General features: G+C 70.1%; 28 protein-coding genes and 1 tRNA gene. 13 read left to right on the plus strand and 16 right to left on the minus strand.

Going from position 1 to position 24,129, the window contains the following annotated elements:
* Nucleotides 1-390: 390 nt before the first annotated feature.
* On the plus strand, nucleotides 391-1,191 hold the full coding sequence (locus tag RAN62_RS18700; RefSeq protein ID WP_305785969.1) for a M15 family metallopeptidase: 801 nt from the start codon (nucleotides 391-393) through the stop codon (nucleotides 1,189-1,191).
* Nucleotides 1,192-1,372: 181 nt separating this feature from the next.
* Here RAN62_RS18700 and RAN62_RS18705 read toward each other — a convergent pair whose 3' ends face one another.
* Nucleotides 1,373-2,542 carry an LCP family protein gene (locus RAN62_RS18705; RefSeq protein ID WP_305785970.1) on the minus strand — a complete coding sequence of 390 codons (1,170 nt, stop codon included), beginning with the start codon at nucleotides 2,540-2,542 and terminating at the stop codon, nucleotides 1,373-1,375.
* 319 nt (nucleotides 2,543-2,861) lie between these two features.
* On the opposite strand from RAN62_RS18705, the gene RAN62_RS18710 reads away from it, so the two are divergent.
* Nucleotides 2,862-3,599, plus strand: a complete 738-nt coding sequence (locus RAN62_RS18710) for an SAM-dependent methyltransferase (protein WP_305785971.1) — start codon at nucleotides 2,862-2,864, stop codon at nucleotides 3,597-3,599.
* Nucleotide 3,600: 1 nt separating this feature from the next.
* Here RAN62_RS18710 and RAN62_RS18715 read toward each other — a convergent pair whose 3' ends face one another.
* The 5 genes from RAN62_RS18715 to RAN62_RS18735 are packed head-to-tail and all read right to left on the minus strand — an operon-like array spanning nucleotide 3,601 to nucleotide 7,127.
* Nucleotides 3,601-4,068 carry a hypothetical protein gene (locus tag RAN62_RS18715; protein WP_305785972.1) on the minus strand — a complete coding sequence of 156 codons (468 nt, stop codon included), beginning with the start codon at nucleotides 4,066-4,068 and terminating at the stop codon, nucleotides 3,601-3,603.
* An 11-nt stretch (nucleotides 4,069-4,079) separates the two neighbouring features.
* The gene (locus RAN62_RS18720; RefSeq protein WP_305785973.1) at nucleotides 4,080-5,138 is read right to left on the minus strand and encodes a polymorphic toxin type 24 domain-containing protein; all 1,059 of its coding nucleotides are present in this window, start codon (nucleotides 5,136-5,138) and stop codon (nucleotides 4,080-4,082) included.
* Nucleotides 5,135-5,440, minus strand: a complete 306-nt coding sequence (locus RAN62_RS18725; RefSeq protein ID WP_305785974.1) for a type VII secretion target — start codon at nucleotides 5,438-5,440, stop codon at nucleotides 5,135-5,137. Before RAN62_RS18725 ends, RAN62_RS18720 begins: the two co-directional genes overlap by 4 nt.
* A gap of 56 nt (nucleotides 5,441-5,496) precedes the next feature.
* Nucleotides 5,497-6,234, minus strand: a complete 738-nt coding sequence (locus tag RAN62_RS18730) for an SDR family NAD(P)-dependent oxidoreductase (RefSeq protein ID WP_305785975.1) — start codon at nucleotides 6,232-6,234, stop codon at nucleotides 5,497-5,499.
* 20 nt (nucleotides 6,235-6,254) lie between these two features.
* Nucleotides 6,255-7,127, minus strand: coding sequence for an NAD(P)H-binding protein (locus RAN62_RS18735; protein WP_305785976.1), 873 nt, complete (start codon nucleotides 7,125-7,127; stop codon nucleotides 6,255-6,257).
* Nucleotides 7,128-7,196: 69 nt separating this feature from the next.
* Here RAN62_RS18735 and RAN62_RS18740 point away from each other — a divergent pair, with 69 nt between their 5' ends.
* The 4 genes from RAN62_RS18740 to RAN62_RS18755 are packed head-to-tail and all read left to right on the plus strand — an operon-like array spanning nucleotide 7,197 to nucleotide 9,965.
* The gene (locus RAN62_RS18740) at nucleotides 7,197-8,063 is read left to right on the plus strand and encodes a LysR family transcriptional regulator (RefSeq protein WP_305785977.1); all 867 of its coding nucleotides are present in this window, start codon (nucleotides 7,197-7,199) and stop codon (nucleotides 8,061-8,063) included.
* Between the two features lie 59 nt (nucleotides 8,064-8,122).
* A complete protein-coding gene (locus RAN62_RS18745) occupies nucleotides 8,123-8,389 on the plus strand; it encodes a hypothetical protein (protein WP_305785978.1) in 267 nt (88 codons plus the stop codon).
* Nucleotides 8,386-9,435, plus strand: coding sequence for a glycoside hydrolase family 16 protein (locus RAN62_RS18750; protein WP_305785979.1), 1,050 nt, complete (start codon nucleotides 8,386-8,388; stop codon nucleotides 9,433-9,435). Before RAN62_RS18745 ends, RAN62_RS18750 begins: the two co-directional genes overlap by 4 nt.
* A gap of 17 nt (nucleotides 9,436-9,452) precedes the next feature.
* Nucleotides 9,453-9,965, plus strand: coding sequence for a zinc metalloprotease (locus tag RAN62_RS18755; RefSeq protein WP_305785980.1), 513 nt, complete (start codon nucleotides 9,453-9,455; stop codon nucleotides 9,963-9,965).
* Here RAN62_RS18755 and RAN62_RS18760 read toward each other — a convergent pair.
* Together RAN62_RS18760 and RAN62_RS18765 are read right to left on the minus strand one after the other, a co-directional pair.
* Entirely contained in the window at nucleotides 9,942-11,060 is a 1,119-nt protein-coding gene (locus RAN62_RS18760) for an MAB_1171c family putative transporter (RefSeq protein ID WP_305785981.1), read from the minus strand. The genes RAN62_RS18755 and RAN62_RS18760 overlap by 24 nt on opposite strands.
* Nucleotides 11,061-11,170: 110 nt before the next feature.
* The gene (locus RAN62_RS18765) at nucleotides 11,171-11,596 is read right to left on the minus strand and encodes a helix-turn-helix domain-containing protein (RefSeq protein WP_305785982.1); all 426 of its coding nucleotides are present in this window, start codon (nucleotides 11,594-11,596) and stop codon (nucleotides 11,171-11,173) included.
* 78 nt (nucleotides 11,597-11,674) lie between these two features.
* Between RAN62_RS18765 and RAN62_RS18770 the strand changes: the two genes are divergently transcribed.
* Nucleotides 11,675-12,424, plus strand: a complete 750-nt coding sequence (locus RAN62_RS18770; RefSeq protein WP_305785983.1) for an AfsR/SARP family transcriptional regulator — start codon at nucleotides 11,675-11,677, stop codon at nucleotides 12,422-12,424.
* On the opposite strand, the gene RAN62_RS18775 is transcribed toward RAN62_RS18770, so the two are convergent.
* Nucleotides 12,399-12,803: a gamma-glutamylcyclotransferase family protein gene (locus RAN62_RS18775; protein ID WP_305785984.1), complete on the minus strand. Its 405-nt coding sequence runs from the start codon at nucleotides 12,801-12,803 to the stop codon at nucleotides 12,399-12,401. The two genes, RAN62_RS18770 and RAN62_RS18775, sit on opposite strands and share 26 nt — an antisense overlap.
* Before the next feature lie 223 nt (nucleotides 12,804-13,026).
* Between RAN62_RS18775 and RAN62_RS18780 the strand changes: the two genes are divergently transcribed.
* Nucleotides 13,027-13,099: transfer RNA gene (locus RAN62_RS18780), tRNA-Arg, on the plus strand.
* Between the two features lie 266 nt (nucleotides 13,100-13,365).
* Here the strand turns inward: RAN62_RS18780 and RAN62_RS18785 are convergent.
* The 6 genes from RAN62_RS18785 to RAN62_RS18810 form a co-directional block, all read right to left on the minus strand.
* Nucleotides 13,366-14,178, minus strand: a complete 813-nt coding sequence (locus tag RAN62_RS18785) for a helix-turn-helix domain-containing protein (protein ID WP_305785985.1) — start codon at nucleotides 14,176-14,178, stop codon at nucleotides 13,366-13,368.
* Between the two features lie 561 nt (nucleotides 14,179-14,739).
* Complete coding sequence (locus RAN62_RS18790; RefSeq protein WP_305785986.1) at nucleotides 14,740-15,354, minus strand: TetR/AcrR family transcriptional regulator; 615 nt, start codon at nucleotides 15,352-15,354, stop codon at nucleotides 14,740-14,742.
* Entirely contained in the window at nucleotides 15,351-16,010 is a 660-nt protein-coding gene (locus RAN62_RS18795) for a DsbA family oxidoreductase (RefSeq protein WP_305785987.1), read from the minus strand. Before RAN62_RS18795 ends, RAN62_RS18790 begins: the two co-directional genes overlap by 4 nt.
* A 117-nt stretch (nucleotides 16,011-16,127) precedes the next feature.
* Nucleotides 16,128-16,877 (minus strand): MerR family transcriptional regulator, encoded by a 750-nt coding sequence (locus tag RAN62_RS18800; protein ID WP_305785988.1) that lies wholly within the window; start codon nucleotides 16,875-16,877, stop codon nucleotides 16,128-16,130.
* Complete coding sequence (locus RAN62_RS18805) at nucleotides 16,877-17,623, minus strand: ABC transporter permease (protein ID WP_305785989.1); 747 nt, start codon at nucleotides 17,621-17,623, stop codon at nucleotides 16,877-16,879. Before RAN62_RS18805 ends, RAN62_RS18800 begins: the two co-directional genes overlap by 1 nt.
* Entirely contained in the window at nucleotides 17,620-18,393 is a 774-nt protein-coding gene (locus RAN62_RS18810; protein WP_305785990.1) for an ABC transporter ATP-binding protein, read from the minus strand. Before RAN62_RS18810 ends, RAN62_RS18805 begins: the two co-directional genes overlap by 4 nt.
* A 56-nt stretch (nucleotides 18,394-18,449) precedes the next feature.
* Here RAN62_RS18810 and RAN62_RS18815 point away from each other — a divergent pair, with 56 nt between their 5' ends.
* The 5 genes from RAN62_RS18815 (at nucleotide 18,450) to RAN62_RS18835 (ending at nucleotide 22,242) form a co-directional block, all read left to right on the plus strand.
* Nucleotides 18,450-18,953, plus strand: coding sequence for a hypothetical protein (locus RAN62_RS18815; RefSeq protein WP_305785991.1), 504 nt, complete (start codon nucleotides 18,450-18,452; stop codon nucleotides 18,951-18,953).
* A 216-nt stretch (nucleotides 18,954-19,169) separates the two neighbouring features.
* A complete protein-coding gene (locus tag RAN62_RS18820; RefSeq protein ID WP_305785992.1) occupies nucleotides 19,170-19,397 on the plus strand; it encodes a hypothetical protein in 228 nt (75 codons plus the stop codon).
* Nucleotides 19,398-19,858: 461 nt separating this feature from the next.
* Nucleotides 19,859-21,352, plus strand: a complete 1,494-nt coding sequence (locus tag RAN62_RS18825; protein WP_369077173.1) for a helix-turn-helix domain-containing protein — start codon at nucleotides 19,859-19,861, stop codon at nucleotides 21,350-21,352.
* Nucleotides 21,353-21,384: 32 nt separating this feature from the next.
* Nucleotides 21,385-21,852 (plus strand): HNH endonuclease, encoded by a 468-nt coding sequence (locus RAN62_RS18830; protein WP_305785993.1) that lies wholly within the window; start codon nucleotides 21,385-21,387, stop codon nucleotides 21,850-21,852.
* A gap of 57 nt (nucleotides 21,853-21,909) precedes the next feature.
* Nucleotides 21,910-22,242: a hypothetical protein gene (locus RAN62_RS18835; RefSeq protein WP_305785994.1), complete on the plus strand. Its 333-nt coding sequence runs from the start codon at nucleotides 21,910-21,912 to the stop codon at nucleotides 22,240-22,242.
* A gap of 55 nt (nucleotides 22,243-22,297) precedes the next feature.
* Here the strand turns inward: RAN62_RS18835 and RAN62_RS18840 are convergent, their stop codons facing one another.
* Complete coding sequence (locus RAN62_RS18840) at nucleotides 22,298-24,127, minus strand: substrate-binding and VWA domain-containing protein (protein WP_305785995.1); 1,830 nt, start codon at nucleotides 24,125-24,127, stop codon at nucleotides 22,298-22,300.
* Between the last annotated feature and the right edge of the window lie 2 nt (nucleotides 24,128-24,129).

Consider the following 24,129-nt stretch of genomic DNA (forward strand, 5'->3'; position numbering starts at 1 on the left):
TGTCACAGGCCCAGGGCCCGCGCTCCTACGGGTGCAGCCAACCCGTGTGACGGCCGCAGACAATCACAGCCGTCGCCGCCGGTCCAGACTTACCGGCCCGTAGCCACCGGCGGCTGCGCGATCGCGCACCCTCCGATTGCGGAATCCCGCAATCTGCCCGGCCCGGGCCGGACGTTCGTTGACCCCTGACGGACGGTTCAGCACTCTGGTGGCACGGGGGAACAAGTCCGGGGCCGGCGCCGCGGGTGCGAGGGGGACGCATCCACGGCGCCGCCACCCCGGCGGGACCCGGCGGGCCGGTCCCGGCGTTCAACGGGGGACGTCGGAGCCGGCCCACCGGTTTCGCCGATCCCGCTCATGATCATGGCCGGGCGAGGCGTAATGGTCGTGATGAAAAGCTTTCTCGCCTTCGTGCTCCTGGTGTCCCTTCCGTTCGTGCCCGGCGCTCCCGCCGCCGCGGCCCCGGCGTCGCCCTCGGCGGTCACCCCGCCCTATCACGTGGTGCGGCCGGGCGAGACGATCAAGGAGATCGCCGCCGTCCATCACGTGACCCCGGGCCAGCTGCGGGCGTGGAACAGCATCCGCAAGCCGTACCAGCCCGTCCCGGACGGCGTCCTGCACCTGGCGAAGCCGGCCGTCCCGCTCACCGGCTGGCGCTCCCGGATCGAGGAGGTCACGCCGGGGCAGGTCAACTGGGACCCGAAGCGGGCCTGCCCGGTCCTGCCGGCGAATCTGCGCAAGGTCTGGGTCACGTACATCGACTTCTACGGCGTCGCCCGCGCCGGCAGCCTCGTCGTCAACAAGGCGATCGCGGCGCGGGTGCAGCGGGCGTTTCTGTCGCTCTATCGCTTCCGGTTCCGGATCCAGGGCATGAGCCCGATGTCCATCAACGCGCCCTGGATCACCGACATGGGCACGGTGACGGCCGGCTACAACTGCCGGACGGTCGCCGGCAGCGCGACGCTGTCCCAGCATTCGTACGGGCTGGCGGTCGACGTCAATCCGGTGCAGAACCCGATGGTCCGCGGCGGTTACCCCGGCAGCGGCGGCTTCCTGGCCCGCGACGCGTACCGGCGGGGCATGATGCACCCCGCCGGCGCGGTGCGCGCCTTCACCGCGAACGGCCTGGCTTGGGGCGGTCGCTGGCGCACTCTGAAGGACTACATGCATTTCAGTACGACGAACAGGTGACGCCCCGCACCGCCGCTCAGCTCAGCTCGGGTGCCGGGCTCACCCTGCGGGCTCAGCTCTCGGCTCGCCCTCCCGGGGCTCAGCTTTCGGCTCGCCTCCCGGGGCTCAGCTTTCGGCTCGCCTCCCGGGCTCAGCTTTCGGCTCGCCTCCCGGGCTCAGCTCTTGGCTCGCCCTCCCGGGCTCAGCTCTCGGCGATGAACTCCGGGTGGTCCTGGAGGAAGACCGAGACCTGGTCCTTCTTGACCGACTTGAGCAGTTTCAGCGAGTCGTCGCTGAGAATCTCGACGCTGCCGGCGCCGGGCACGATGTCGGTGGTGAACTTGCCGGCGTTCGTCTTGATGGTGATCAGGTCGTCGGGGTTCGTGTTCTTGAGGTTGAACGCCCAGTCCTCGAGCGAGATGCCGCCGTCGTCGACCGTCATCGTCTTGCCGACCGCGGAGAGCAGGCTCGGCAGCTTGGTGGGCGAGTTGAGCCCGTCCTTCACGACCTGCTTCATGATCGCCTTGAGCAGCTGCTGCTGGTGGCGCTGCCGGCCGTAGTCGCCGTCGCCGTTGGCCAGCAGGTCGCGCTGCCGGGCGAAGTCGAGCGCCTCGACCGGGGTGAAGCAGTGGTCGCCCTTCTTGTAGAAGTTCGCCGTCACGCCGGGGACCTTGCGCGGGTTCGTGCCGTCCGAGTTCGTCTTGTACGGGACGGCCTGCTTGCCGTTGGCGTCCTTGCCGACGTGGATCGAGGTGACGTCCTCGTCCACGTACATGCAGACCTTGCCCAGCACCTCGACCACCTGCTTGAAGCCGGTGAAGTCGATGATCGCCCCGGCGTCGGGGGTGATGCCGGTGAGCTGCTTGATGGTCAGCGCGAGCAGCTCGAACCCGTGCGAGAGCGCCGCTTCGCCGTCGAGCCCGCGGCTGCCGTACGCGAAGGCGCTGTTGATCTTGTTCTTGCCGCCGTTGTACTTCTGCGCGCCGTTGTCGTAGGCCGGGATCTCGACGTAGCTGTCACGCGGCAGCGAGATCAGGTACGCCTCGGAGCGGTCCGCCGGCAGGTGCAGCAGGATGATCGAGTCCGAGCGGCTCGGCTCCTTGTTCTTCCAGCTGGGCCGGGTGTCGAGACCGATCAGCAGGATGTTCTTGGCGCCCTTGATGTCGGCGTGCTGCCGCTCCACGGTCGTCTGCGCGGCGCCCAGCAGGCTCTGCTGCGTCACCGCCCCGGTCGCCGACTTGAGCAACATGTTCGCGCCGACGAGCGTGCCGCTGCTCGCCACCAGCAGGAAGGCGCCCGCACCGAGCAGCCAGCGCGCCCACACCGGGGAACGGCGGCGTTTGACCCGCTTGACCCGCGCACTCTTCGGCACCGTGGCTCCCCTGTCTCCCGCTGTGGTATCTCTCTACCCCGCAAAGACGGGAGCCGATGCCCGAAACATTGCGCCCGACGGGGAAGTCCTGATGGCGGCGGAAGGCTACAACATCACTCTGTGGCTTTCCTGGCCGTTCCTCGTCACCATTCGTCACCGATCGCGGTGCCTTGAGGAACTGAGTGCAACCGGCCCGGCCGACCTTGGTCAAATGTCCGGAAAGCCGTCGTCACGCAGCGTCCACCGGGCGCCCGAGGACTATGCGATGTGATTTCCGCAACGTCTTGATGGGCAACCGGTGCATGGCCTAGAAAAAGGCATGGACCTCCGGCCCGAAGTCCCGCACGCCGCCCGCATCTGGAACTACTGGATGGGCGGCAAAGACAACTTCGCCGCCGACCGAGCCGCCGGCGACGCGGTCGCCCGGGTCTATCCCGAGATCGCCACCATGGCCCGCGTCTCCCGCGGCTTCCTCATCCGAGCCGTGCGCCACCTGGCCTTCGAGGCCGGCATCGACCAGTTCCTCGACATCGGCACCGGCCTCCCCACCATGCAGAACACCCACGAGGTCGCCCCCGCCGCCCGCGTCGTCTACGTCGACAACGACCCCATGGTCCTCGCCCACGCCCGCGCCCTCCTCAACGGCAGCCGCTACATCCAGGCCGACTACCACGACCCCGGCCGCATCCTCACCCAGGCCGCCGAGGTCCTCGACTTCGACCGCCCCGTGGCCGTGATGTTCATGGGCGTCCTGGGCTACGAGCCGGACCTCGAGCTCGTCCGCTCCATCGTGGACCGAACCGTGGCGGGCCTCGTCCCCGGAAGCCACCTCGTCCTGTGGGACGGCACGAACACGTCGCCGGAGGTGGTGCGCGGGAGCGAGCGGCTGGCCCAGAGCGGCGGGGTGCCGTACATCCTGCGGAGCCCGGAGGAGATCGGGTCGCTGTTCGGGGACTTCAGGCTGCTCCCGCCCGGCCTGACCCAGATCACCCAGTGGCGGCCGGACGAGGCCGACCCCGAATACATCGACGCGTACGGAGCCGTGGGCGTCCGCTGAGTCACAGGTCGTGCGGCTGCGTCCAGAAGGTGACCGAGGGACCGTAGGCGTCGCCCACCTCGACGGTGACGGTCAGATCCGGATGGCGGGCGGGCAGTACCCCGCGCCAGCAGGCCGCCACGTCGGCGGCAAGGCCCGGCAGTGCGTCCGCGTACGGATCGATGTCACAGTTCACGAACAGGTCGAAGAACGTCACGGCATTGACGACCGCCTCGATGCGAGCCGACTCGTCAGGATAACGCTCGAACCACTCGTCGACGGCGGGCGCGGAGAACCGGTCAGCCAGGAACAGGCCGCCCCGATACCGTACGGTCGGCGGGTTGAACAGCCACCCGGCAGCGATGGCCGGACCCACCGCGGTGTCCTGGTTGAGATAGTCGGTGGGCGTCCAGCCGGCTGCGCTGTCGCCCCAGCCCGCGCGCCAGCGAACGAAGAATTGAGGCAGCGGGCGGCCCGGGTCGCCTGTCATCGACATCTCCCTCACGGGATCTCCTCCGGCGTGGCCGGCCGCACGTGCCGCCGCGCCTGGACGAAGACCTGGCCGGTGTCCGGATTGACGTTCGAATCGTATTCAACGACGTGGGGCGTGGGGACACCGCCGTGCCCGCGACCCGTCAGGTCCACCCGTTTGACGGCATTCCCGGCAGAGTCGTAGACGGTGTAGTTCGTGATGTCGCCGGACTGCGGATCACGTTTGTAGAGGGTTCCAAGCGGCGGTCCGCCCTGCACTGGAAGCTTCCGGCCGACGTACTGCTCACCGTTCTTGATCTGCCGGGTGGCCTTGGTCGGTGGCTTTCCGCCGCCCGGGCCGGACGAGCTGCGCCCGAGGAGCTTCGTGAGTTTGCGGAGCACCTCGCCGACCTCGCCGGCCATGCCCCGGAGCCGCGAAAGGCTGCTGATCAGGTCGCGCAGCCACTTGCTGATCTTCGCGGCCCACGCGGCGCACAGTGTGCTCACCTGCTCGACGACCAACGGGGTCGCGAGTCCGAGCGACGCGACCTCTTCGATCGCATAGACAGTCAGCCGGGAGATCACGGTCGCGACGGCATCCCGGACCAGCATGCGCACGCCGGCGACGAGAACACCGGCTGCCTCGGTCATGGCCGCCAGCGTGCCCGCGCACGTGGCGATGCCCTCGGCGGCGGCACGCTGCTGCGTCATCCAGGCCCGGTACGCCTCCGCGGCGGCTCCGGTCCATTCGGCGATGTCCCATCGCACGACGCGCTCGAGGTCGGCCGCTCGATCGTGCAGCATGGTGGCCACTTGGCGCCACGTCCGGGCGTGGGCGGCGATCTGGCCCGGGTCGCCGGCGAGCCGGTCGAGGGCCTCGGACAGCGGCTCGACGTGTTCGAGCAGCCATGCCACGCCGTATTGCAGGAGGGCGCCGGCCGGGTCGGAAAGCAGAGCGAGCGCGTCCAGCCCCGCCGAGACTGCCTCGAGGGAGCTGTCGACCCAGGAGCCGTTCTCGACGCCCTGACGAAGGGCCTCGACGTCTTCCGCGATCCATACGCCGGCCCATAGGTCGGCCGACGCGCTCATCGCGCATTCCGGAGCCGCTCGGCTGCCCGCAGGTCGGAGGCTTCGTAGCCTGCGGCCACGGCGCGCAGGGCCTCCGCTGTGTCGTGCACGGCCGTTGCCGCAGCCGCGATTCCGTCGAGCACTTCGTCCTGGAGGACGCCGAGGAACGCCGGGACCAGCTGACACAGATCCCCGTACACGCCGGCCGCCATCCGTACGGGGAGGCCTGCTCGATGCGCGTCGGCCAGGCCGGCGCCGATCTCGTCGACGTGCCCCGCGTGCGCCACGAGGTCGGGCAGGGGGACCTGCATCTGGTCGGTCATCGCGCCTCCCTGCCGTGGGCCCTCTCAACTCCCACGGCCCGGGGCGCGGCGGTGGTTCAGGCGGCGTCGGGGAAGTCGGGCTGCTCGGGGCCGTGGGGGATGTCGATGCGGGGTTCGCCGGTGCGGAGGGCTCGGAGGATGACCCGGGCGACGTATTCGGGGGAGTGGGGGATCAGGCCGCCCGGGCGGACGACGGTGCGGTCCTGGAACATGCCGCCGCCGAATTCGGTGGCGGTGATGGAGGGGAGGAGGAGGGTGACTTGGATGTTGTCGTCGGCCAGTTCGAGGCGGGCGACGTCGGTGAGCATGTTGACGGCGGATTTGGTGGCGGCGTAGGCGCCTACGGCCGGGGTGGCGCGGCCGGTGCTGCCGGAGCTGATGTTGACGATGTTGCCTCCTCCGGCGGTGCGGAGGTGGGGGAGGACCGCCTGGATGCCGTGGACGATGCTGACGACGTTGAGGTCGAGGAGCTTCAGGTACTCGAGGGGGTCGATGTCCTCGATGCGGTGGTGGTAGCTGGCTCCGGCGTTGTTGACCAGGGCGTCGATCCGGCCGTGGCGGTCGAAGGCGGCGGTGGTCAGGGCGGTCCACGCGTCGGGGTCGGTGACGTCGGCCGGGACGGCGAGGGCGTCGCTGAGTTCCTTGCTCAGGGCGTCCAGGCGGTCGGCGCGGCGGGCGGCGAGGACGGGGTGGGCGCCGGCTTCGTGCAGGAGGCGGGCGGTGGCCTCGCCGATGCCGGAGGACGCCCCGGTGACGATGACGACCTTGCCGGCGAGCGGGGACTGTGCTGTCACGGGTTCCTCGATCCGATCTGTCAGGCGTCGACGGCCGGCTTGAGCACGTCGAGGCACCACTGGCGGAACGTGGTGCCGCCGAGAGGCGTACCCAGGATGGTGTGGTCCAAGCCGTTGTCCTTGGCCACGAGCATGTCGACGCGGCCGTGGGCCATCGCCTCGGAGACGCCCTGGCTCCGGGCGAGCTGCAGGGTCGCCTCGGGCGTCGTGCGCTGGTAGCGCACCGGCCGGCCGAGCACGTCCGACATGACGGCGGCGAGGTCGTTCTGGCTCAGCAGCTCCGGGCCGAGCACCGGGACCTCCTCGTAGCCGGTCCACGTGTCGTCGCGCAGCAGCCGGGCGGCGACGGCGGCGATGTCCCGGGTGGCGACGAGCGGCAGGGGGCGCTCGGGGTCGTACACGGCGGTGAAAATGCCCTGGCTCTTGATCAGCCCGGCCTGGCGCAGCAGGTTGTCCATGAAGGACGGCATGGTGAGGGCCCGATACGGTACGCCTGTCGCGGCGATCAGGTCGTCCATGGCGAGCGAGGCGGTGACGTAGCCCGCGTTGCCGGCGACGGCCGTGCCCCGGCCCAGCGCGGAGACGCCGACGACCCGGCCGACGGACGGGAACGCCTCGATGGCCGCCCGCGCGAACCCCGAGAAGGCGGCTTCCAAGCTCGGGGCGTGCGGGTCCGGCGGCACGAGCCAGAAAACCGCGCCGGCCCCCGCGAAGGCGTCGGCGACGACGGCCGGGTCGCTGTGCGAGCCACGTACGACCTCGGCCTGCTCGGCGACGCCCGGCGCGAGCCGCGCGGGGTCCCGGGCCACCACCCGCAGCGGCGTGCCGGTGGAAAGGATGTTCTGCACGACCTGGCGGCCGATCGCGCTCGTCGGCGCGGTGATCACGATCATGCGTCCAGTCAACGGCCGTCCGCCGGAAAGCGGAAAGACCGTCTCCCTCTGGATTGATACCCTCGCGGTATGGGTGACCTCGAGACGCGGCAGCTGCGCTACTTCGTGGCGGTGGCCGAGGAGCGGCATTTCGGGCGGGCGGCCGAGCGGCTCGGCATGGCCCAGCCGCCGCTCTCCCGGGCCATCCGCGAGCTCGAACGGCAGCTCGGCGTGCAGTTGCTGATCCGCACCACGCGCCAGGTCAGCCTCACGCCGGCCGGAGAGGCGCTGCTGACGGACGCCCGCACGGCGCTGGACGCGGTCGCCGCCGCCGCCCGCCGCGCCCGTCGCGCCGGCCAGCCGGTCCAGGCCCTGCGCCTCGCGCTCAAGGCCGACTACGACGCGGGCCTACTGCCCAAGATCCTTGACGCGTACGCCGCCCAGCCCGTCGAACTCCAACTGGGCGGCCGTGGTGAGCAGCTCCCCGCCCTGCACGACGGCCGGGCCGACGTCGCGCTGCTGGTGACTCCCTTCGACGACCGTGGCCTCGATCACGAGCCACTGGTGACGGGGCCGCGGGTGGTCGCCCTGGCGGCCGGGTCGCCGCTGGCCGCGCGGGAGACCGTACGGCTGGCCGACCTGACCGGATGGCGCCTCCCGGACGGCACCCGGGCCGACCGGGGCGGCCGGGAGCCGTTGCCGCCCGGCTACCGCAGCCCGTTCGACCTGCTGCAGATCTTCAACCTGATCGAGGTCGGGGAGATCGTGTGGTTCCTGCCGGAGTGGCTGGCCCGGCGCTATCCCCGGCCGAACATCGCCTACCGGCCGGTCGAGGGCCTGGACCCGGTCACGCTCGCCGTGGCGTGGCCGGCCGAGTCCCGGTCCCCGGCCGTGGCGGCCTTCGTGCAGACCGCCCTGCGCGTGGCCCGCGAGTCACGCCTCGAAGTGTGTAGGTGAATGCATAGGGGCTCTCCCGAGACTGCGGACGACATCCGTACGTCCGGGAAGGAAACAGGATGCGACTCTCTCGATGGCGCGTGGGCGTGGCGATCGCCGCGGCGATGACGGTGGGGGCCGGGGGCGGGGCGATTGCCACCGCGGCGGTTCGGCAGGCGGCGGCGGGGCAGACGGGCACGGTCGTCAACACGTGTACGAACCCGGTGCTCGATCGGGACCTGACCGGCTGGGGCAAGCACGGCACCGGCGCCACGCCGGGCCGGGTCGCGGTGACCGGGCACGTGGTGGCCGACTACGCATACTCGCAGCCAGCAGCAACGGGGTGAACCCCGAGATGTATCTGCCGCAGAAGGATGTCTCGCCCGGCGAGGTGTGGACCTTCGCCATGGACACGTGGGTGAGCGGCTCGGCTTCGGCGCCCGCGGTGGCCATGCAGGTCGACTGGTACAGCGCGAGCAGCAGCTACCTCGGGCACACCGAGGGCGCGCCGGTGCCGGTGGCCGCGAGCAGCGCCGAGCAGTGGACCCGGGTCGCCGGGGACTTCACCGTGCCGGCCGGGGCGGCGCGGGCCAATGTCACCGCGCAGCTGACGGCACCCGCCGGGATGACGTGGCGGGCGACGGCGTGCGACTACCGGCCCATCAGCGCCGGAAGCAACCCGCCCGCGGAAACCGGCACGGCGGCGGGCATCTTCGGGTGGGGGACGCCGTTGCCGGAGTCCGATGAGTTCAACTACGGCAGCGCCACGGCGCCGGCCGCGCCGGATGCGAGCAAGTGGAACTCCGCCGGCACCGGTCCGAACACCTGCTATGCGGGACACAACGGCAACGGCCTGCGCTGCGAGGCGAACACCCGGGTGGTCGGGACCTACGCGCGGATGACCGGCGAGGCCAACGGCGAGACCGGGTGGCTCGGCAGCAAGCGCGAGCAGAAGTACGGCCGGTGGGAGGTCCGCGCGCGGTCCCAGGCGACCGGGGCGGCGAGCAGCCGGCAGTACCACCCCGTGCTGATCACCTGGCCCTCGAACGACGAGTGGCCGGAGGGCGCGGAGTACGACTTCCTGGAGAACAGCGCTCCTGGCGAGGACTGTGCCGGAGCGTTCCTGCACTATCCCAACCACCAGCCCAAGACGCAGGAGCACGCCGAGAAGTGTGGCGTGGACCTGACGCAGTGGCACAACTTCGGCTTCGAGTGGACGTCGCAGGGGTTGAAGGGCTACATCGACGGGGTGCAGTGGTTCTCCTACAACGGTGACTGCATCCAGTGCGCGCCGGGCCCGATGAACCTGACGATCCAGCTGGACAACTTCTTCGGCAGCAACCTCCAGCCCGCCGTCTTCGACATCGACTGGGCCCGCGTGTACGCGCTTTAACCCCCTACATTGGACATGTGGGGGAAGAAAGGGCGGCCGTCCGGCGGCGCTGCGCGGCTCTGGTCCGCCGGCTGACGCGCGCCACCGGCCTGCCGGCGCCGTTCGAGCTGGCCGCCTTTCTCGCCGCGTACAGCGAGCACTTCTCCGGCCGGCCGATCGAGCTGCTGGCCCTGGCCCCGGACGAGATGCCCGCCGGGGTCTGCGGCCTGTGGCTCGCGATGGCCGGCCGGGACGTGATCGGCTTCCCGGCCGGGGTCGGCCGCACCCACCGCGACCACATCGTGCTGCACGAGGTCGGCCACATGCTGGCCGGCCACACGAGCATCTCCGGCCCGGCGGCGCTGCTGCCCGACCTCGACCCCGAGATGGTCCGCGCGGTGCTGGGCCGCTCGGTCTACGACGACGTGCAGGAGCAAGAGGCCGAGCTGATCGCCTCATTGATCCTGCAGCGGTCGCTGTCCACGACCCCCACCCGCGATCGCCCGTACGATCCCGTGGTCGAACGCCTACGCCGGGCCCTCGACGACTAAGCGGTTGTAGGCGGCGCTCACCTGTTCGAGGTGGCGCACCACGGCGGCGAGGTCGGGCTCGTCCTCGTCCGGGGGAGCCGCGTCGTGTGCGGGCAGCCCGGCGCGCAGAGCCGCCAGACCGGCTGCGAGGATCGCCGCGTCGCGGGTGGCCCGGGAGGTGGAGGCTTGGTCGATCGCGGCCAGGGTCTCCGGGCGTACATGGGCGGCGGCGGCGAGGCGGCCGTCCTGGATCTCCACCACGCGCCGGTAGAGGCGCAAGCGGGCGCCCGGGGCGGACACCGGCAGGACCGCGTGCGGGCGCACCTCGCGGATGGCCTCCCACAGCGGTTGCAGCCGGCGGATCGCGCGGCGGTGGTCGACGGCCCGGCCCACGACGCGGATCAGCACCGCGAGCACCACCAGCGCCAGCGCGGTCGCCGGGACCACGGTGGCGACGATCAGCTCGAGCAGGCCGTAGCGGTCGCCCGTGATCATCAGGTCGGGGTCGATGCGCCCGACGACCAGGGCGCCGATGCGACCCGCGAGGTAGAGCATGCCGACGGCGCAGGACCACGCGTAGAGACGCAGGCTCAGGCGCAGGTGGCGATCGTCGACGCGGGCGGCGTACCGGCGCAGGAGCAGGACCATCGCGCTCAGGGTGACCGCCAGATAGCCGGTGTAGACCAGGTAGTAGGCGACCACCCCGGCCGGCGCGTCGGGGGAGGTGAAGCGGCCGGCGGCGGTCGGCGTGGCGAGGAAGAACGCGGTCAGGCCGGCCAGCGCGGCGACGAGCGGAATCAGCCAGCGGCGCGACAGCGTGCCGGCGCGGGGGCGGTCGTGCAGGATGTGCACCATGCCGACCTGCATGAGGTAGGCCGCGATCAGCGTGGTGCCGTTGCCGGTGAGCTGGCCCAGGTTGCTGATCAGCGCGTTCTGCAGCTCGCGGGCTGCGGGCGACTGCACGAGGAACGACACGCCCAGGATGCCCAGCGCGCCGGTGAAGGCGCCGCGCGCGGGCGAGGCCGGAGCGCCGCGGCGGTGGGCCGTCACCGCGGTCGACACCAGGAGCACCCCCATGGTGGCGAATGCCCCGTTGACCGCGGCCGCGTGCGACATCGATCGAAGAGTACCACTGCGTTCATCTACTGACAGTAGACACTGTGGACGACCGCATCTACTCTCAGGAGAGCCGATGCGCGCCACGGGGGTGGGTTATGCGGGGGGAGTCACGAGGGGGAGCCCTCCGCATGACCGTCGCCGTCACCGCTGAGGCGCTGCACGATGCGCAGCACCGCGAGCCGGTCCGGCCCGGAGAGCGTGCTGCTGCGCTGCAAGATCTCGCGTACGTCCGCATCGCGCGCGGCGGCCAGCAGCGCCAGCTGCTCGTCGATGTCGGCGGCGCGCTCGTCGGAGAGAAAATAGGCCGGCGGCACCCCGAAGAAGGCGGCCAGCGCCTCAAGCTGCTTCACCGTCGGGTTGTCCCGGCTGCCGTTGCGCAGCGCCCACAGGTACTGCGGCGAGATCTGCACGTCGCCCCGCCCGCTGACCGCCCGGGCGACCTCGGGATTGCTGAACGGCTTGCTCCGCCCCGCCGGGCGCACGACCTCGAACAGGTGGTTGAGCCGGTCGGCGAGGGTGCGCTGCGCGGACATGACTCAGCCTAACGTGCCACGACCCGACTCTCGTCCCCCGTCTTTCTCTTCCGTCGCTCATCCTTTTTGGAGCTTCCCGTGCCCAGGATTCGGATGCTCGGCCCGTTGCAGGTCGAGGACGCCGCGGGCCGGCCGGTCACCCCGGTCCGCCGCAAGCAACGCGAATTGCTCAGCCTGCTGCTCGTACGGGCCGGAGCAGTCGTCACCACGGACGAGATCGTCGACTGCCTCTGGCCCGCCCGGCCGCCCGCCTCGGCCCGCGCCAACGTCCACTCGTACGTCCACGGGGTGCGCGCCCTCCTGCCCGGCGGCCTGACGCGGACGTGCACCGGCTACCTGCTCGACGTGACGCCCGACGACTGCGACGCGCTCCTCTTCGAACGTCAGGCGACCCTCGGCGGCGCTGCCCTGTCCGCGGGCCGGCCGCACGAGGCGGCTTTCCTCCTGGCGCCCGCTCTGGCCCTGTGGCGCGGCCCGGTCCTCGCCGGCATCGAGCGCGCCGACTGGCTCGCCCCGGCCGCCGCCCGCATCGAGGAAGCCCGGCTCACCGCGATCGAGGACCACGTCCAGGCCCGCCTCCTCCTCGGCCGGCTCGGCGGGCTGGCCACCGAACTGACCGACGCCACCGCCCGCTACCCGCTGCGCGAGCGCCTGTGGGGCCACCTGATGCTCGCCCTGCACCGCACCGGGCGGAGCGCCGAGGCGCTGGCCGCGTACGGGCGGCTGGCCGATCTGCTCGACCGCGAGCTGGGCACCCGCCCCGGCCCCGCCATCCGCCGCCTCCACCGGGGCATCCGCACCCTCAATGGCGAACCCGGCGCAGCGTGACAATCGGCGCCGGCGCCTCCGGCACGGACGGCATCCCGCTGTGAAACCGATAAGCCGCCGCCACGGCGTCGTAATAGTCCCGCCGAATCCGCGCCGTCCCCTCTTTGATCGCCCGCCTCGCCCGAGCCGCACTGGCCGGCTTGGCAACATAGGTCCACGCGTCGCCCGTGTCGGTGCGCACGTAGTTCCCCTCCCGTGCGTCGAGAGCGCGCAGCTCCGCCGCAGGCACGAAAAAAGTCACGCCTTCCGCCACGGCAGCGGGAGCTCTCTCAACCGTCAAGAAAAGCACCTGAATCTGCGGCCGCGTGCCGTCGACAGGATCCTCGTACGAAACCCTCCGATCGGGCGCCGTGTTGTCCGTGCACACGTTCCAGGTCACGGTCCAGCCCGGAAGAGTCGTACGCACGTAGTCCCGCCCCGCAACCGCCGGCCGGCCGAGCAGGGTGGCCATCGTCGCCGGGGCGGCCAGAGACCCGTACACGAAGACGCCTCTGCTCATGCTTCAAGAGGCTCCCGTGTCCGGGGGCCGGTGGTCAACTGCGGGCGGGGCTTGGTCGGGTAGCATGTGGCTTCGCGCCCCTCGTAGCTTCGGGGGCGCTCGGGCCCTCGTAGCTCAGGGGATAGAGCAACGGTTTCCTAAACCGCAGGTCGCAGGTTCGATTCCTGCCGGGGGCACAAATGTGATGTCTCGCGACATCGGAAACGTCCGGATCGACGTTTTCCTGAGTTCGGGCGTTCTGGGCAAGTGCGCGACCGGTGGGCTGGCAGTCGCGTTACGCGTCGATGGGAGCCCTTTGACAGGTACGCCGGCGTCGCCGTCCGGGCCGAGCAAGGTGCAAGGCGCACCCCAGCGCCTCTCGACTTTCCGGAGGTGGGCGATGCATCGGTCAGGACCGCGGCCTCCTCGGGCCCGCCGTCCGATGCCCGACTGAATCACTAGCTCAGAGGCGATTCAGCGCCTCGTGAAGGTGTTTCAAGGTGTCCTCGGGCTTTCCCGCGTCCAGGGACAGCTCCTCCATCGCCGTCCGGTAGGGATCCGATTGCGCGGGAGTGTCGAAGAACAGCGGGTCACCGATGTGTTCGATGTAGATGACATCGGCGAGTTTTTCGATGCGTTGCCGCAAGATCGAGAAGGACGTGGCGATCCCCCGTCGGCCGCCCGCGCCGGAGGGCACTACTTGCAGGACGACGCTGGGCCGCTGGGCGGCTTCGATCAAGAACTCGATCTGCTCGCGCATCACCTTGCGGCCCGCGAAGGTTTCCTCCAGGGCGGCATGATCGACCAAGGCCCACAACCGTCGAACATTCCCTTGCAGAATCGTCCGTTGTCGTTGCTGACGGATGTCGACCCGTCGGCGAATTTCCCGTTCGTCGTCGTAACGCCGCCCGATGAGTGCAGCCGCATATGCGGGCGTCTGCAGCAACCCTGGGATGAAGCGAACCTCGTAGGTCCGGATTGTCTGGGCCATGGATTCCAGCAGCAGGTAGGAGCAGAACGAACCGACGAGCACCGCGCGGTCGGAGTGCCACCATTGCGGGCTGTTGAGACGGCTGACGTACTCGAGCAGCGCCTGCCGCTGGGCTCGGCCCGTCACGCTGTAGAGGTCCATCAGCACGTGCAGATCGCTTTCCTTGACTCTGCTCTTGCCGCTTTCAATGCGGCTGACCTTGGAGGGGCTACCGACGTGCCGGCTGGCGACCACGGGAGAAATGCCGGCCGCTTCCCTCAGTAACCGAAGCTGGCGTCCGAGCATCTGGTGAGCTTCGTTCGGACGAGTCGGCGGTTTTTGGCGCTGGGACATGCCACTCCGTTGTGCGCTGGGCGAGTTGGAAGTCGGCCGCCGGGCAGGCGGTGCGGTGCTTGTGGCGTTGAGGTCCGGCGATGTCAGGCAGCGAGTCGCTTGATGATCGTGTTTGACAGTGCGACGGACGCAACGCCGGCAGCGGTGGCAACTACTGGCTGCGCCAGGGTCGCCTCGGCGACAGAGAATGCCATAAGCGCAAGATCGAATATCAGAAGAGAACGCACGCCATGGATGCCACGCGGGGTACGGCACGTGGGGCAGGGGCGTAAAGGTCGTGGAGGGCGTCGTTGCCTAGTCACAAGACCTATAGTTTCCCGATCACCGTGCAACGCGCAATGGCAGCTGCACTCTTGCATGCACGTGCAGATGCATCGCCGTTTTCGTCCTGATTGGACGGGATCTCATCGTAGAACGGCGATTCCATCGTCGTTACCGCGGAGCCCCTCCATCGCCTGCCGGAAGCGGATCAGGCGGTCAAGTGCCCGACAGATTGAGGCGAAGGCGTCCGCGTCAGCGGGTAGCGCGGAGGCCCCGCAGGATGAAATCGAGGCGGCGGGTGTAGTCGGTGCGGGACTGTTTGGTGCAGGCTCGGACGATCACGCCGCGCTCGAGGATCAGGTAGGTCAGGTCCTCGGGGGTGACGTCGGCGCGGATCACGTTGGCGGCCTGAGCTTCGTGGAGGAGGTGGCGGGCGAAGTCGCAGGCTTGGTCGCAGAGGATGGCGAGGGGCTGGGAGTCGGGGAGGGCTCGCATCAACACGTCGTTGGCGGCTGGTTCGTCGTACTGGAGGAGCCAGGTTCGGCGCAGGAATTCTTCGAAGCGGGTCAGGGGGCCTTCCAGCTCGCCTACGGCTTCGATGATGTCGCGGATGCGTTCGGCGACCAGGTCGTCGACGACCGCGTCGATCAGGGCGCTTCGGCCGCCGAAGCGGTGGTAGATGGTCCCTTTGCTGACGCCGGCGGCCCGGGCGACCTCGTCGAGGGGCGTAGTCAGCCCACTCGTGCGAAATACTTCCAGCGCGGCTCGGCGGATGCCCTCGACGTTGCGTTGGGCATCCGCACGGAGCCGCGGCGCCGGCGTTGCGGCCGAGGCGCGCGGCGGCGGCTGGCTTGCGGAGGGGCTCATGCCGGCTGGGCGGCGCGGTCCTGCCAGCTCAGGTCCAGCGCCTTCCGGAACAGCTCGAGCGGCTGCGCCCCGGACACGGCCCGCTTGTTGTCGAAGACGAAGAACGGGACGCCGGTGATGCCGTACGCGCGGGCCTGATCGAGGTCGGCTCGAATCTCCTGCTCGTACGCCTTCGTGCGCAGCGCCTCGAGGGCGGCGTCGCGGTCGAGGCCCAGCCCGGCGGCTAGGTCGGCGAGGACGGCGTGGTCCGAGAGGTCGGCGCCGTCCGTGAACTCGGCCCGGAAGAGGCGCTCGACCATCGGCAGCTCCTGGCCGTGGGCCTTGGCGAAGTGGATCAACCGGTGCGCGTCCAGGGTGTTGACCATGAGGGCCTGCGGGAAGCGGTAGTCCAGCCCCGCCTCGGCACCCCGCGCGGTGAGGTGCTCGTGCGACGCGTCCAGCTGCTCCTTCGGTACGCCGTGCAGAGTGCTGACGTAATCGTCGGCGCTCACGGCCGTACCGGTGAAGGCGGGGTTGAGCTGGAAGCTGTGGTAGCGGATCTCCACCTGGTCGCCGTGGTCGAAGTCACGGACGGCCGCTTCGAGCGTCGCGTGGCCGAGGTAGCAGAACGGGCAGACGACGTCGCTCCAGACGTCGATGACAACGGGCTCGGTCATCAGTCACACACCTCGCCGGGCGTGCAGACGCCGCCGTCGTCGTCAGTCGGCTCGAGCACGATCAGCGGAGGCGGCGCCTCGTTACTTGACTCCATAGTCAAGAAGATAGCTCGCTGGTCAGAGACGTTCCACCCGGGTCCACGTCACCCAGCCGCGCTCGCGCATGAGGTCCCGCATCCGCTGCGAGCGCGGGTCCGCCTCGTCCGCCAGCGCGTCGAGGAGATCGGTGTCCATTCCGCTCGTCTCCCGGAAGCCGGCCGCGAAGGCCTCCTCGTTCAGGACGGCCATGATGTCGGCGGCCTCGACCAGCAGCGCCTCGTCCCACGCGTCGTCGTCGATGACCTTCGACAGCACCTCATAGAGCCGGAGGATGCGCGGGTCGTCAAGCGCGGCGAACTTGCTGGGCATCCACGCGACGACCTCGTCCGGCCGGAGGGCCGTCATCAGGATCCAGCCGTCGCGCTCGCCGGCCACGATCCGCTCCGACACTCCGAGCTCCCGGAGCCGGTCGAGATAGGCGACGACCTCGGGTGGCAGCACCAAGCTGTCGCCCGCGGCCAGTTGCGCGATCTGCTTGCGGCTGGTCTCGAGCCGGTCGACCTCGGCGCGCAGCTGCCCGTCGATCCGGTCGATCGCCTCCGCGAAGGCGTCCGCGTCGGCTTCGAGCATCGCGCCGATCCGGGACAGCGGCACGCCGGCGTCGGCGAGCGTACGAATCTTGGTGAGCAGCACCACGGCCGTCGCGCCGTACCGCCGGTAGCCCGAGGCGTCGCGCCCGGGCTCCGGCAGCAGGCCGATCTGGTGGTAGTGCCGGACCGCCCGCACGGTGACGCCGGCGCAGGCCGCCAGTTGGCTGATCGTCAGCATCAGCTGATTTTCCGCCGATAGGTCAGAACCGCGAAGAGGTACGCCACCACGAGCACACCGACGCACCAAGCGAGCGCGGTCCAGATGCCGGAGCCGACCGGCCGCTCGGCGAAAAGGTCACGGATCGCGTTGACGAGCGCGGTCGCCGGCTGATGCTCGGCGAAGGCGCGCACCGGCCCGGGCATGGATTCCGTGGGTACGAACGCCGAGCTCACCAGCGGCAGGAAAACGAGCGGATAGGAGAACGCACTCGCGCCGTCCACGGATTTCGCGGTGAGCCCGGGAATCACGGCTATCCACGTCAGCGCCAGCGTGAAGAGGATCAGCAGCCCGGCCACCGCGAGCCAGCCGAGCACGCCCGCCCCGCTCCGGAAGCCCATGAGCACCGCGACGCCGACGACGACCACGAGCGAGATCAGATTGGCGACGAGCGAGGTCAGAACATGCGCCCACAGGACGGACGACCGCGCGATCGGCATCGACTGGAACCGCTCGAAAATGCCGCCCCGCATGTCCAGGAACAGCCGGTACGCGGTGTACGAGATGCCCGACGCGATCGTGATGAGCAGGATGCCGGGCAGTTGATAAGTCACGTACGAGTCGGATCCGACGTCGATGGCGCCGCCGAAGACGTACACGAAGAGCAGCATGAAGGCGATCGGCATGATCGCGGTCGTGATGATGGTGTCGGGGCTGCGCAGAATGTGCCGCAGCGAGCGTCCGAGCAGGACCAGAGTGTCATTCATCGCTTCTCGGCTCCCACGACGCTGAGGAAGATCTCTTCGAGGGTCGGCTGTTTCTCGACGTATTCGACCTGGGCCGGCGGCAGCAGTCGCTTGAGCTCCTCGAGCGTCCCGTCGACGATGATCCGGCCCTGGTGCAGAATGGCGATCCGGTCGGCGAGCTGCTCGGCCTCGTCGAGATATTGGGTGGTGAGCAACACGGTCGTGCCGCTCTCGGCGAGCTCCCGGACCGCTTGCCACACCTCGAGCCGTGCCTCCGGATCGAGCCCGGTCGTCGGCTCGTCGAGAAAGACGACCGGCGGATTCCCGATGAGGCTCATGGCAATGTCCAGCCGCCGCCGCATGCCGCCCGAATAGGTCGCCACCCGCCGTCCGCCCGCCTCGGCCAGATCGAAGCGCCCGAGCAGCCCGTCGGCAATCGCGCCGGGGTCCGCTTGCCGGCGCAGCCGGGCGACCAGCACGAGATTCTCCCGGCCGGTGAGGATTTCGTCGACCGCGGCGAACTGCCCGGTCAGGCTGATCGAGCGGCGCACGTCGGCGGCTTGGGTGCGTACGTCGAAGCCATTGATCGAAGCCTGGCCCGCGTCGGCCTTGAGCAGGGTCGAAAGAATGCGGACAACCGTGGTCTTTCCCGCCCCGTTCGACCCGAGCAGGGCGAAAATGCTGCCCCGCGCCACGTCGAGATCGACCCCGCGCAGCACGGGCAGATCCTTGAACGATTTCTCGAGGCCCCGCACGTGAATCGCGCTGGTCCCCGTCTCCGGTGCACTCATGCCGGTCAGCTTGCAGGGTTGACGCTGCGTCAGGGTCAAGCCTTACATTCAATGTCATGCGTCGATATGCCAACGCCGCGCTCGCCGGAATCCTGATCGCCCTGGCCCCGGGCGCCGCCGCCCAGGCCGCACCCCCGACCGGCGGCGGATGGGTCAAGGAACCGACCCCGCCGTTCGATTTCCCGGCCGGGGTGCCCTGCGACTTCGCGGTGCACGGAGAGCCGATCGTGGACGAGGTCTACTACAAGGACATCTCGGAAACCACGCAGCTCGCAGTCGGACCGCTGATCTACGAGGTCAGCAATCCCGCGACGGGCGCTTCCACCCGGGCCGACGCGAGCTCGAGCGCCGTGCTCATTCATCGCGCGGACGGCTCGCAGACCTGGCTGCTGCACGGGCCGCTGCTGCTCCGCTTCCGCGAGGGCAACGGAAATCTGCCGCGCGGCCTCTACAACCTGACGGGCCCGGCCTGGCGCCTCGACATCAGCAGCGAAGGCCGTCTCACCGTCTCGGGCAACTACCGCATCACCAAAGACGTCTGCGCCACCCTTCAGCCATGACCTTGTCCCTCCCCCGAGGCATTGACGCGGGGGTTGACGACATCGGTACTCTCGGCACGTGGCTGTTGCGGCGGCCTGGTTGCCGGGAGCTCCCGGACATGGTTCCCCCATGGCAGCCGAAAGGTTGACAGCCTTCCGCAGCGCGAATTCGCAGTGATGGTCGACATCTGGCAGATCTCGAAGCCGCTGGCCGGGTAAAGCGGAGCGGAGATGGTCATGCCCTCATTCGGCCTTGTCACGGTGCCCGGCGCGATGGTCCGCCCCTTGATCGTGGTGATCGCCCACATTCCCATTCTCGTCCTCGCCTGTTTCACGATCCCGGTGTGGATCATGGCGGCGGTGCGTCCCTCGACGCACGGCACCTTCGGCTTGAGCCTGGTGCGCGAGCTGAGCACGTGGAGCCGCGACGTGATCGGCGCGACCGGCGGGACACGGCGGCGGTGACTCGGTCCGTCCGCCGGCGGCGCATGTTCACCGGGGAGTCGCATCAGCAGGCGTTGGCGGCGATCGGACGGCTGGAGGCCGGACAGCGGTTGATCCCGGACGCCACCGGCAGCGACCAGCAACGGATCGAGGCCGTCCTCCTGCACCGGATGTTGTCCGGCGGGGTTCGGTTGCCCTCAGCGGTGTCCCCTGCGACGGTCCTCGGCGTGCGCGCGGTTGAGCCGTCACCGGGAGGTCTGAGGATCCACGTTCCTGCTGGTGCGGAGCCCGAGTTCGGCCGGTGGCTGACAGTGGGCCGGGCTCCCGTGGCAGGGCAAGCGGCGGACGCCTTCACGCTTCAGCGCCGAGACGGCCGCAATCTGTCGATGACCGCCCACGGCGCCGGCGCCGAGATCAAGGTGCGCTGCTCCTGGAGTGATTTGTGGAACGCTTCCGCGCCAGGCCTCGGCAAAAGGGCATTGATGGAGGCGACGGCAGGAGTCGCACCTGCTGTCGCTTACCGCTCGGCGCTCAGCGCCCTGCTGCGCCGCCTCATCCTCTTCACGCGAGAAGACCGCCTCCACTGGCTCCTCTCCTGGTACACACGACTGTCCCGGGGAGAAACGGCTCCATCGACGCCTCCGCCCGCCGACCTGGCCAGACTCTTGGCCGACCCCTACTTCGGAGTACCGGAGCCGGTGCTGCACCTGCTGTGCCCCGCCGCGCCGACCCGCCGCGGACGAAGCACCGTCGCCGGCGCACCGGCGCACTATCCGGCCGGCGGCCTGCCGATCGGCCGCCGCATCTCCTACTGGCGCACCCGGCGCAAGATGTCCCAGCAGGTATTCGCGGACCGGATGGGCAAGAGCAGGAGCTGGGTCGACAAGGTGGAGCGCGGGGTGCGCCGCATCGACAAGCTCTCGGTCATCTACGAGATCGCGGACGTCCTCGCCGTCGACGTCCAGCTGCTGCTGGGCCGGGACGTCGAGCCACGGCCCGAGACGCGGAACGACATTGACCAGGTCGACATCGAGAAGATCCGCGCCGCCCTGGAACGCTACGACCTGATGAGCGCGTTCTTCGCCCAGCCACCGCCTGCGCCGCCCTTGTCCGAGCTGGGGAAGGCCGTTCGCCGGGCATGGCTGACCTACCAGCACAGGAACTACGGCCCATTAACCCGAATGCTCCCGCAGCTGTTGCACGATGCCCAAGCCGCCGACAGCGCGCATGCCGGAGGGAAGGAGGCCAGTGCGGCCGCCCACCTGCTCGGGCAGGTCTATCAGATCGCCTCCACGACGCTGCGCAAGGTCGGCGAGCACGAGCTGTCCTGGCTGGCCGCGGACCGGTCGATCGCGGTCTCCCAGCGCGCCGGCGACCCGCTGCTGGCCGGGCGGGCCAGTTATCGGGTCGGCAGCGCGCTGCTCTCGCTCGACCGCGCCCACGCCGCCCTCGACGTCAACGTCAACGTCGCTGACCGGCTGGCCTCGGGCGGACAGGAACGGTCCCCGGAACGGGTCAGTGTCTACGGGATGCTGTTGGCCAACGGGGCGCTGGCGGCAGCCCGGATCGGGGCCGACGCCACCGTGCGTGACCTGATCGCGGGGGCTGAGGAGGCCGTCCGAGAGCTGGGCGACGAGCAGACGCACTACTGGACCCGGTTCGGCCCGACCAATGTTCAGCTGCACCGGGCGGCGGCCGCGGTGCGCTGCCACGAGCAGCTCGACCACAAAAGCTTCGCAGCGATGCCGCCGGAGCACCGGGCCGACCACTATCTGACTGTCCCCCGCGGGTACGCCCAGATCGGCGACGTGGAAAAGGCCGGCGAAATGGTGCTCGAGGGCGACAGGCTCGCCCCGTCGGAGATCCGGTGCCGGCCGTTGGCGCACGAGGTCCTCTCCGACGTGCTGAGCCGCACCCGGGGAAAGCCGCCGGCGCCCATCGCGGAGCTGGCCGAGCAGATGGGGGTCGGCATTTAGACCATTCCGACCCGTCGACCCGGACGTTTCCGATGTCGCGAGACAAGTTGTGCGCGGTCAGCGGCTGCGACCGCCGCACGTATGCACCCGGCAGCACGATGTGCAACCGGCACTACCAGCGCGAACGCAAGTACGGCGACGTGCATGTCCGGGGCCTTCCCCGCATCGCCACGTGCGCTACGTGCGGCAGCCAGTTCGATCCGGGCGAGGGACGCGCACGCAAGTACTGCGGTCGAACGTGCAAGCCGAGCGGCCGGATCGCGGGCAGCGTGAACATGCGGCGCTGGGTCGACAAGCTCGGCGCCGAGGACGGCTGGGTCTGCTGGCTGTGCGAAGACCCCGTGGACCCGGGCCTCTTCTGGCCGCACCAGTACGCCGGATCGGTCGACCACGTCGTCCCCGCCTCGCACGGCGGCACCGATGAGCGTCACAACCTGCGCCTGGCTCACCTCACCTGCAACTGCTCCCGTAGCGACAAGTTGATCGACAAATCGGACTGACGGCGACGCCGATCCGGGCACGGTAGCCGGCCCTCCGCGGCGCTCTAGACTGCCCGGATGAGCGACCCCGGCGTCCTGGACATCGGCCGGCTGTCGCGGGGGCTCTTCGTCGAGTATCTGGGCGAGACGACCACCGACGATCTCGTCGTAGGAGTGGGCGATCCGCCCCCGGTCTGTGACCGCCTCTGGCACGGGCATCCGGGCGTGATCGAGGACCCCACCATGCAGCACGTCCAGGTCACGTGGGCCGGCCTGGAGGACGCGGCGGTCAGTTTCGGGGTGGGGCACAGCTGCGACGACCAGGGTCGCTACGGCCTGGGTGTCATCTCCGCGGCGGAGTACGAGCGGCGCCGTCGCCGGGTGCTGGCGGGACGACCTCCGCAGGATTGACGGTCAGGGCACGTCCGGCGGATCACGACGACGCCGTGATCCGCCGGACGCACCCTCAGCGCGGGGCGTGGGCGGCGAGGAAGGCCTGGGCGATGGCCGAGGCCACGTCGGCCGGGTTCGTGGCGGAGATGGCCTGGCCGCCGGTGGCTTTGGCCATGGCGTTGAGGGCGTTCATGTCGGCGTCCTGGCCGAGGCCGACGGCGATGACCGGGACCGGCTTGCGCGGGTCGGCGTCCTTCTGCAACTGGTCGAGGAAGGCCTGCTGGGTCATCGTGAAGTCGGATTCCTCGTCCTGGCCGTCGGTGAGGACGATGACGATGTTCATCGTGCCCTCCTTGGCCTTGGACCGCATCGAGTCGACGCCGTCGAGGACGGTGCGGTAGAGCGGGGTGCCCGCGTCGTCGACGGCCTTGTAGGCGGCCATCGCGGCGCCCATGACCTCGCGGCGGGACTTGCCGTTGATGTCGTCGGTCAGGGGGCCGAGGGGGACGGCTTCGACGTGGGGGGTGCTTTCCGGGGTGGGGGACGAGAAGTACCACATGCCGATGCTGGTGTCGTCGCCGAAGAGGGTGTTGGCGTTGGCTCCTGACTCGCGGAGCAGCGTCGCCTTGGTGGTGACGCGGCCGCCCTTGTCGGTGACCTTCTGGTTCATGGAGCCGGAGCCGTCGACGAGCAGGAGGACCTGGAAGGGGAAGGTCCGGTACTGGGACCACTGCTGGGCGGTCCGGGTGAGGCGGCTCGGGTCGTCGGGCAGCTTCAGGGCGCGCGGGTCGGCCTCGGCCCGGAAGCCGGCCGCGGTCAGGGACTTGGTGGTGATGGCCGCGCGCAGCTTGTTGGCCAGGTCGCGCTGCTTGGTGGTGCGGGAGATCGCGTACGGGTAGTCGGCCTCGATCATGGCGTCCTGCGGGTACAGGGTGGTGAGATCGGTGTCCTTGGCCAGCTGCTGTTCCGTGGTCGGGAAGACCTCGGTGGCGTGGTCGCGCAGCAGCACCGACGGGTCGGCGTTGGCGTCGGTGAGCCGGCTGCGCAGGGTCAGCGCGCGCAGCTGGGCGATGCCGTCGTCGGGGGTGGTCTTGTTCATGGCGGCCTGCACGGCATAGACGGAGAGCATGCCGACCGTGTTGTGCTGCGGGTCGGGCATGGCGACGTCCTTGACCCGCTGCTTGCTGACGCTGTCGATGAGCGCCGCCCAGGAGGTCTTGTCCTTCTTGGCGAACCGGGCGGCGGTCTTGGCCGGGGCGGCGATCACGATCGGCGAGCGGGCCAGCGGGCCGCCCTTGGTGTCGTAGGTGGTGCCCCCGGCGGCGGCGAGGTCGAGCCAGGCGCTGCTGGAGGGGATCCAGACGTCGGGCTTCTGCACGCCGCTGCCGACGGTGGACGGCTCCTCGGCCCCCACGTAGACCGGGCCGCAGGTGGCGCCCTCGGGGGCCAGCTTGCGGGCGGCGGCCTCGATGACCGGGGCGATCTCGGGGGCGGCGGCGACGCGCAGGATGGTGTCGGGGCAGCCCTCGGCGCTCTGGCGGTCGGCGGCCGCGTCGCGGTCGCGCTGGAGCCAGGTCATGCCCCCGGCGACGGCGGCCAGGACGGCCACGGTGGCGAAGGCGACCGGCCACCGGCTGAAGCGGCGGTGCGAGCGGGGCTCGTCCCAGGAGTAGCGCTGCGGCTCGGCGTCCGGGCGGAGAAGTGAGCCCGCCGGGGCCAGCGTGCCCGACTCGGTGATGACGCGGTGGGGGCGCGGCGGGGCACCGGGCGGCGGAGTCGGCGCGGGGGGCTCGGAGGGCTTGCGGCGGGCGTGGACGACGCCGGCGACCACCCAGATGAGCAGCAGCAGCGCGGCCAGGCCGGCCACGCCCCAGAGCAGGATTGCGCCCAGGTTCCCGTCCATCC

This window comes from Symbioplanes lichenis, from assembly GCF_030709675.1.
Classification (GTDB): Bacteria; Actinomycetota; Actinomycetes; order Mycobacteriales; family Micromonosporaceae; genus Actinoplanes; species Actinoplanes lichenis.

What these genes read in the sequence shown, in the direction of transcription:
- RAN62_RS18700 (WP_305785969.1), top strand. Translation starts at nt 391, where the DNA reads ATGAAAAGCTTTCTCGCCTTCGTGCTCCTGGTGTCCCTTCCGTTCGTG.
- RAN62_RS18710 (WP_305785971.1), top strand. Translation starts at nt 2,862, where the DNA reads ATGGACCTCCGGCCCGAAGTCCCGCACGCCGCCCGCATCTGGAACTAC.
- RAN62_RS18715 (WP_305785972.1), bottom strand. Translation starts at nt 4,068, where the DNA reads ATGACAGGCGACCCGGGCCGCCCGCTGCCTCAATTCTTCGTTCGCTGG.
- RAN62_RS18720 (WP_305785973.1), bottom strand. Translation starts at nt 5,138, where the DNA reads ATGAGCGCGTCGGCCGACCTATGGGCCGGCGTATGGATCGCGGAAGAC.
- RAN62_RS18725 (WP_305785974.1), bottom strand. Translation starts at nt 5,440, where the DNA reads ATGACCGACCAGATGCAGGTCCCCCTGCCCGACCTCGTGGCGCACGCG.
- RAN62_RS18735 (WP_305785976.1), bottom strand. Translation starts at nt 7,127, where the DNA reads ATGATCGTGATCACCGCGCCGACGAGCGCGATCGGCCGCCAGGTCGTG.
- RAN62_RS18740 (WP_305785977.1), top strand. Translation starts at nt 7,197, where the DNA reads ATGGGTGACCTCGAGACGCGGCAGCTGCGCTACTTCGTGGCGGTGGCC.
- RAN62_RS18745 (WP_305785978.1), top strand. Translation starts at nt 8,123, where the DNA reads ATGCGACTCTCTCGATGGCGCGTGGGCGTGGCGATCGCCGCGGCGATG.
- RAN62_RS18760 (WP_305785981.1), bottom strand. Translation starts at nt 11,060, where the DNA reads ATGTCGCACGCGGCCGCGGTCAACGGGGCATTCGCCACCATGGGGGTG.
- RAN62_RS18765 (WP_305785982.1), bottom strand. Translation starts at nt 11,596, where the DNA reads ATGTCCGCGCAGCGCACCCTCGCCGACCGGCTCAACCACCTGTTCGAG.
- RAN62_RS18785 (WP_305785985.1), bottom strand. Translation starts at nt 14,178, where the DNA reads ATGCTCGGACGCCAGCTTCGGTTACTGAGGGAAGCGGCCGGCATTTCT.
- RAN62_RS18790 (WP_305785986.1), bottom strand. Translation starts at nt 15,354, where the DNA reads ATGAGCCCCTCCGCAAGCCAGCCGCCGCCGCGCGCCTCGGCCGCAACG.
- RAN62_RS18795 (WP_305785987.1), bottom strand. Translation starts at nt 16,010, where the DNA reads ATGACCGAGCCCGTTGTCATCGACGTCTGGAGCGACGTCGTCTGCCCG.
- RAN62_RS18800 (WP_305785988.1), bottom strand. Translation starts at nt 16,877, where the DNA reads ATGCTGACGATCAGCCAACTGGCGGCCTGCGCCGGCGTCACCGTGCGG.
- RAN62_RS18805 (WP_305785989.1), bottom strand. Translation starts at nt 17,623, where the DNA reads ATGAATGACACTCTGGTCCTGCTCGGACGCTCGCTGCGGCACATTCTG.
- RAN62_RS18810 (WP_305785990.1), bottom strand. Translation starts at nt 18,393, where the DNA reads ATGAGTGCACCGGAGACGGGGACCAGCGCGATTCACGTGCGGGGCCTC.
- RAN62_RS18815 (WP_305785991.1), top strand. Translation starts at nt 18,450, where the DNA reads ATGCGTCGATATGCCAACGCCGCGCTCGCCGGAATCCTGATCGCCCTG.
- RAN62_RS18820 (WP_305785992.1), top strand. Translation starts at nt 19,170, where the DNA reads ATGCCCTCATTCGGCCTTGTCACGGTGCCCGGCGCGATGGTCCGCCCC.
- RAN62_RS18825 (WP_369077173.1), top strand. Translation starts at nt 19,859, where the DNA reads ATGGAGGCGACGGCAGGAGTCGCACCTGCTGTCGCTTACCGCTCGGCG.
- RAN62_RS18830 (WP_305785993.1), top strand. Translation starts at nt 21,385, where the DNA reads ATGTCGCGAGACAAGTTGTGCGCGGTCAGCGGCTGCGACCGCCGCACG.
- RAN62_RS18835 (WP_305785994.1), top strand. Translation starts at nt 21,910, where the DNA reads ATGAGCGACCCCGGCGTCCTGGACATCGGCCGGCTGTCGCGGGGGCTC.
- RAN62_RS18840 (WP_305785995.1), bottom strand. Translation starts at nt 24,127, where the DNA reads ATGGACGGGAACCTGGGCGCAATCCTGCTCTGGGGCGTGGCCGGCCTG.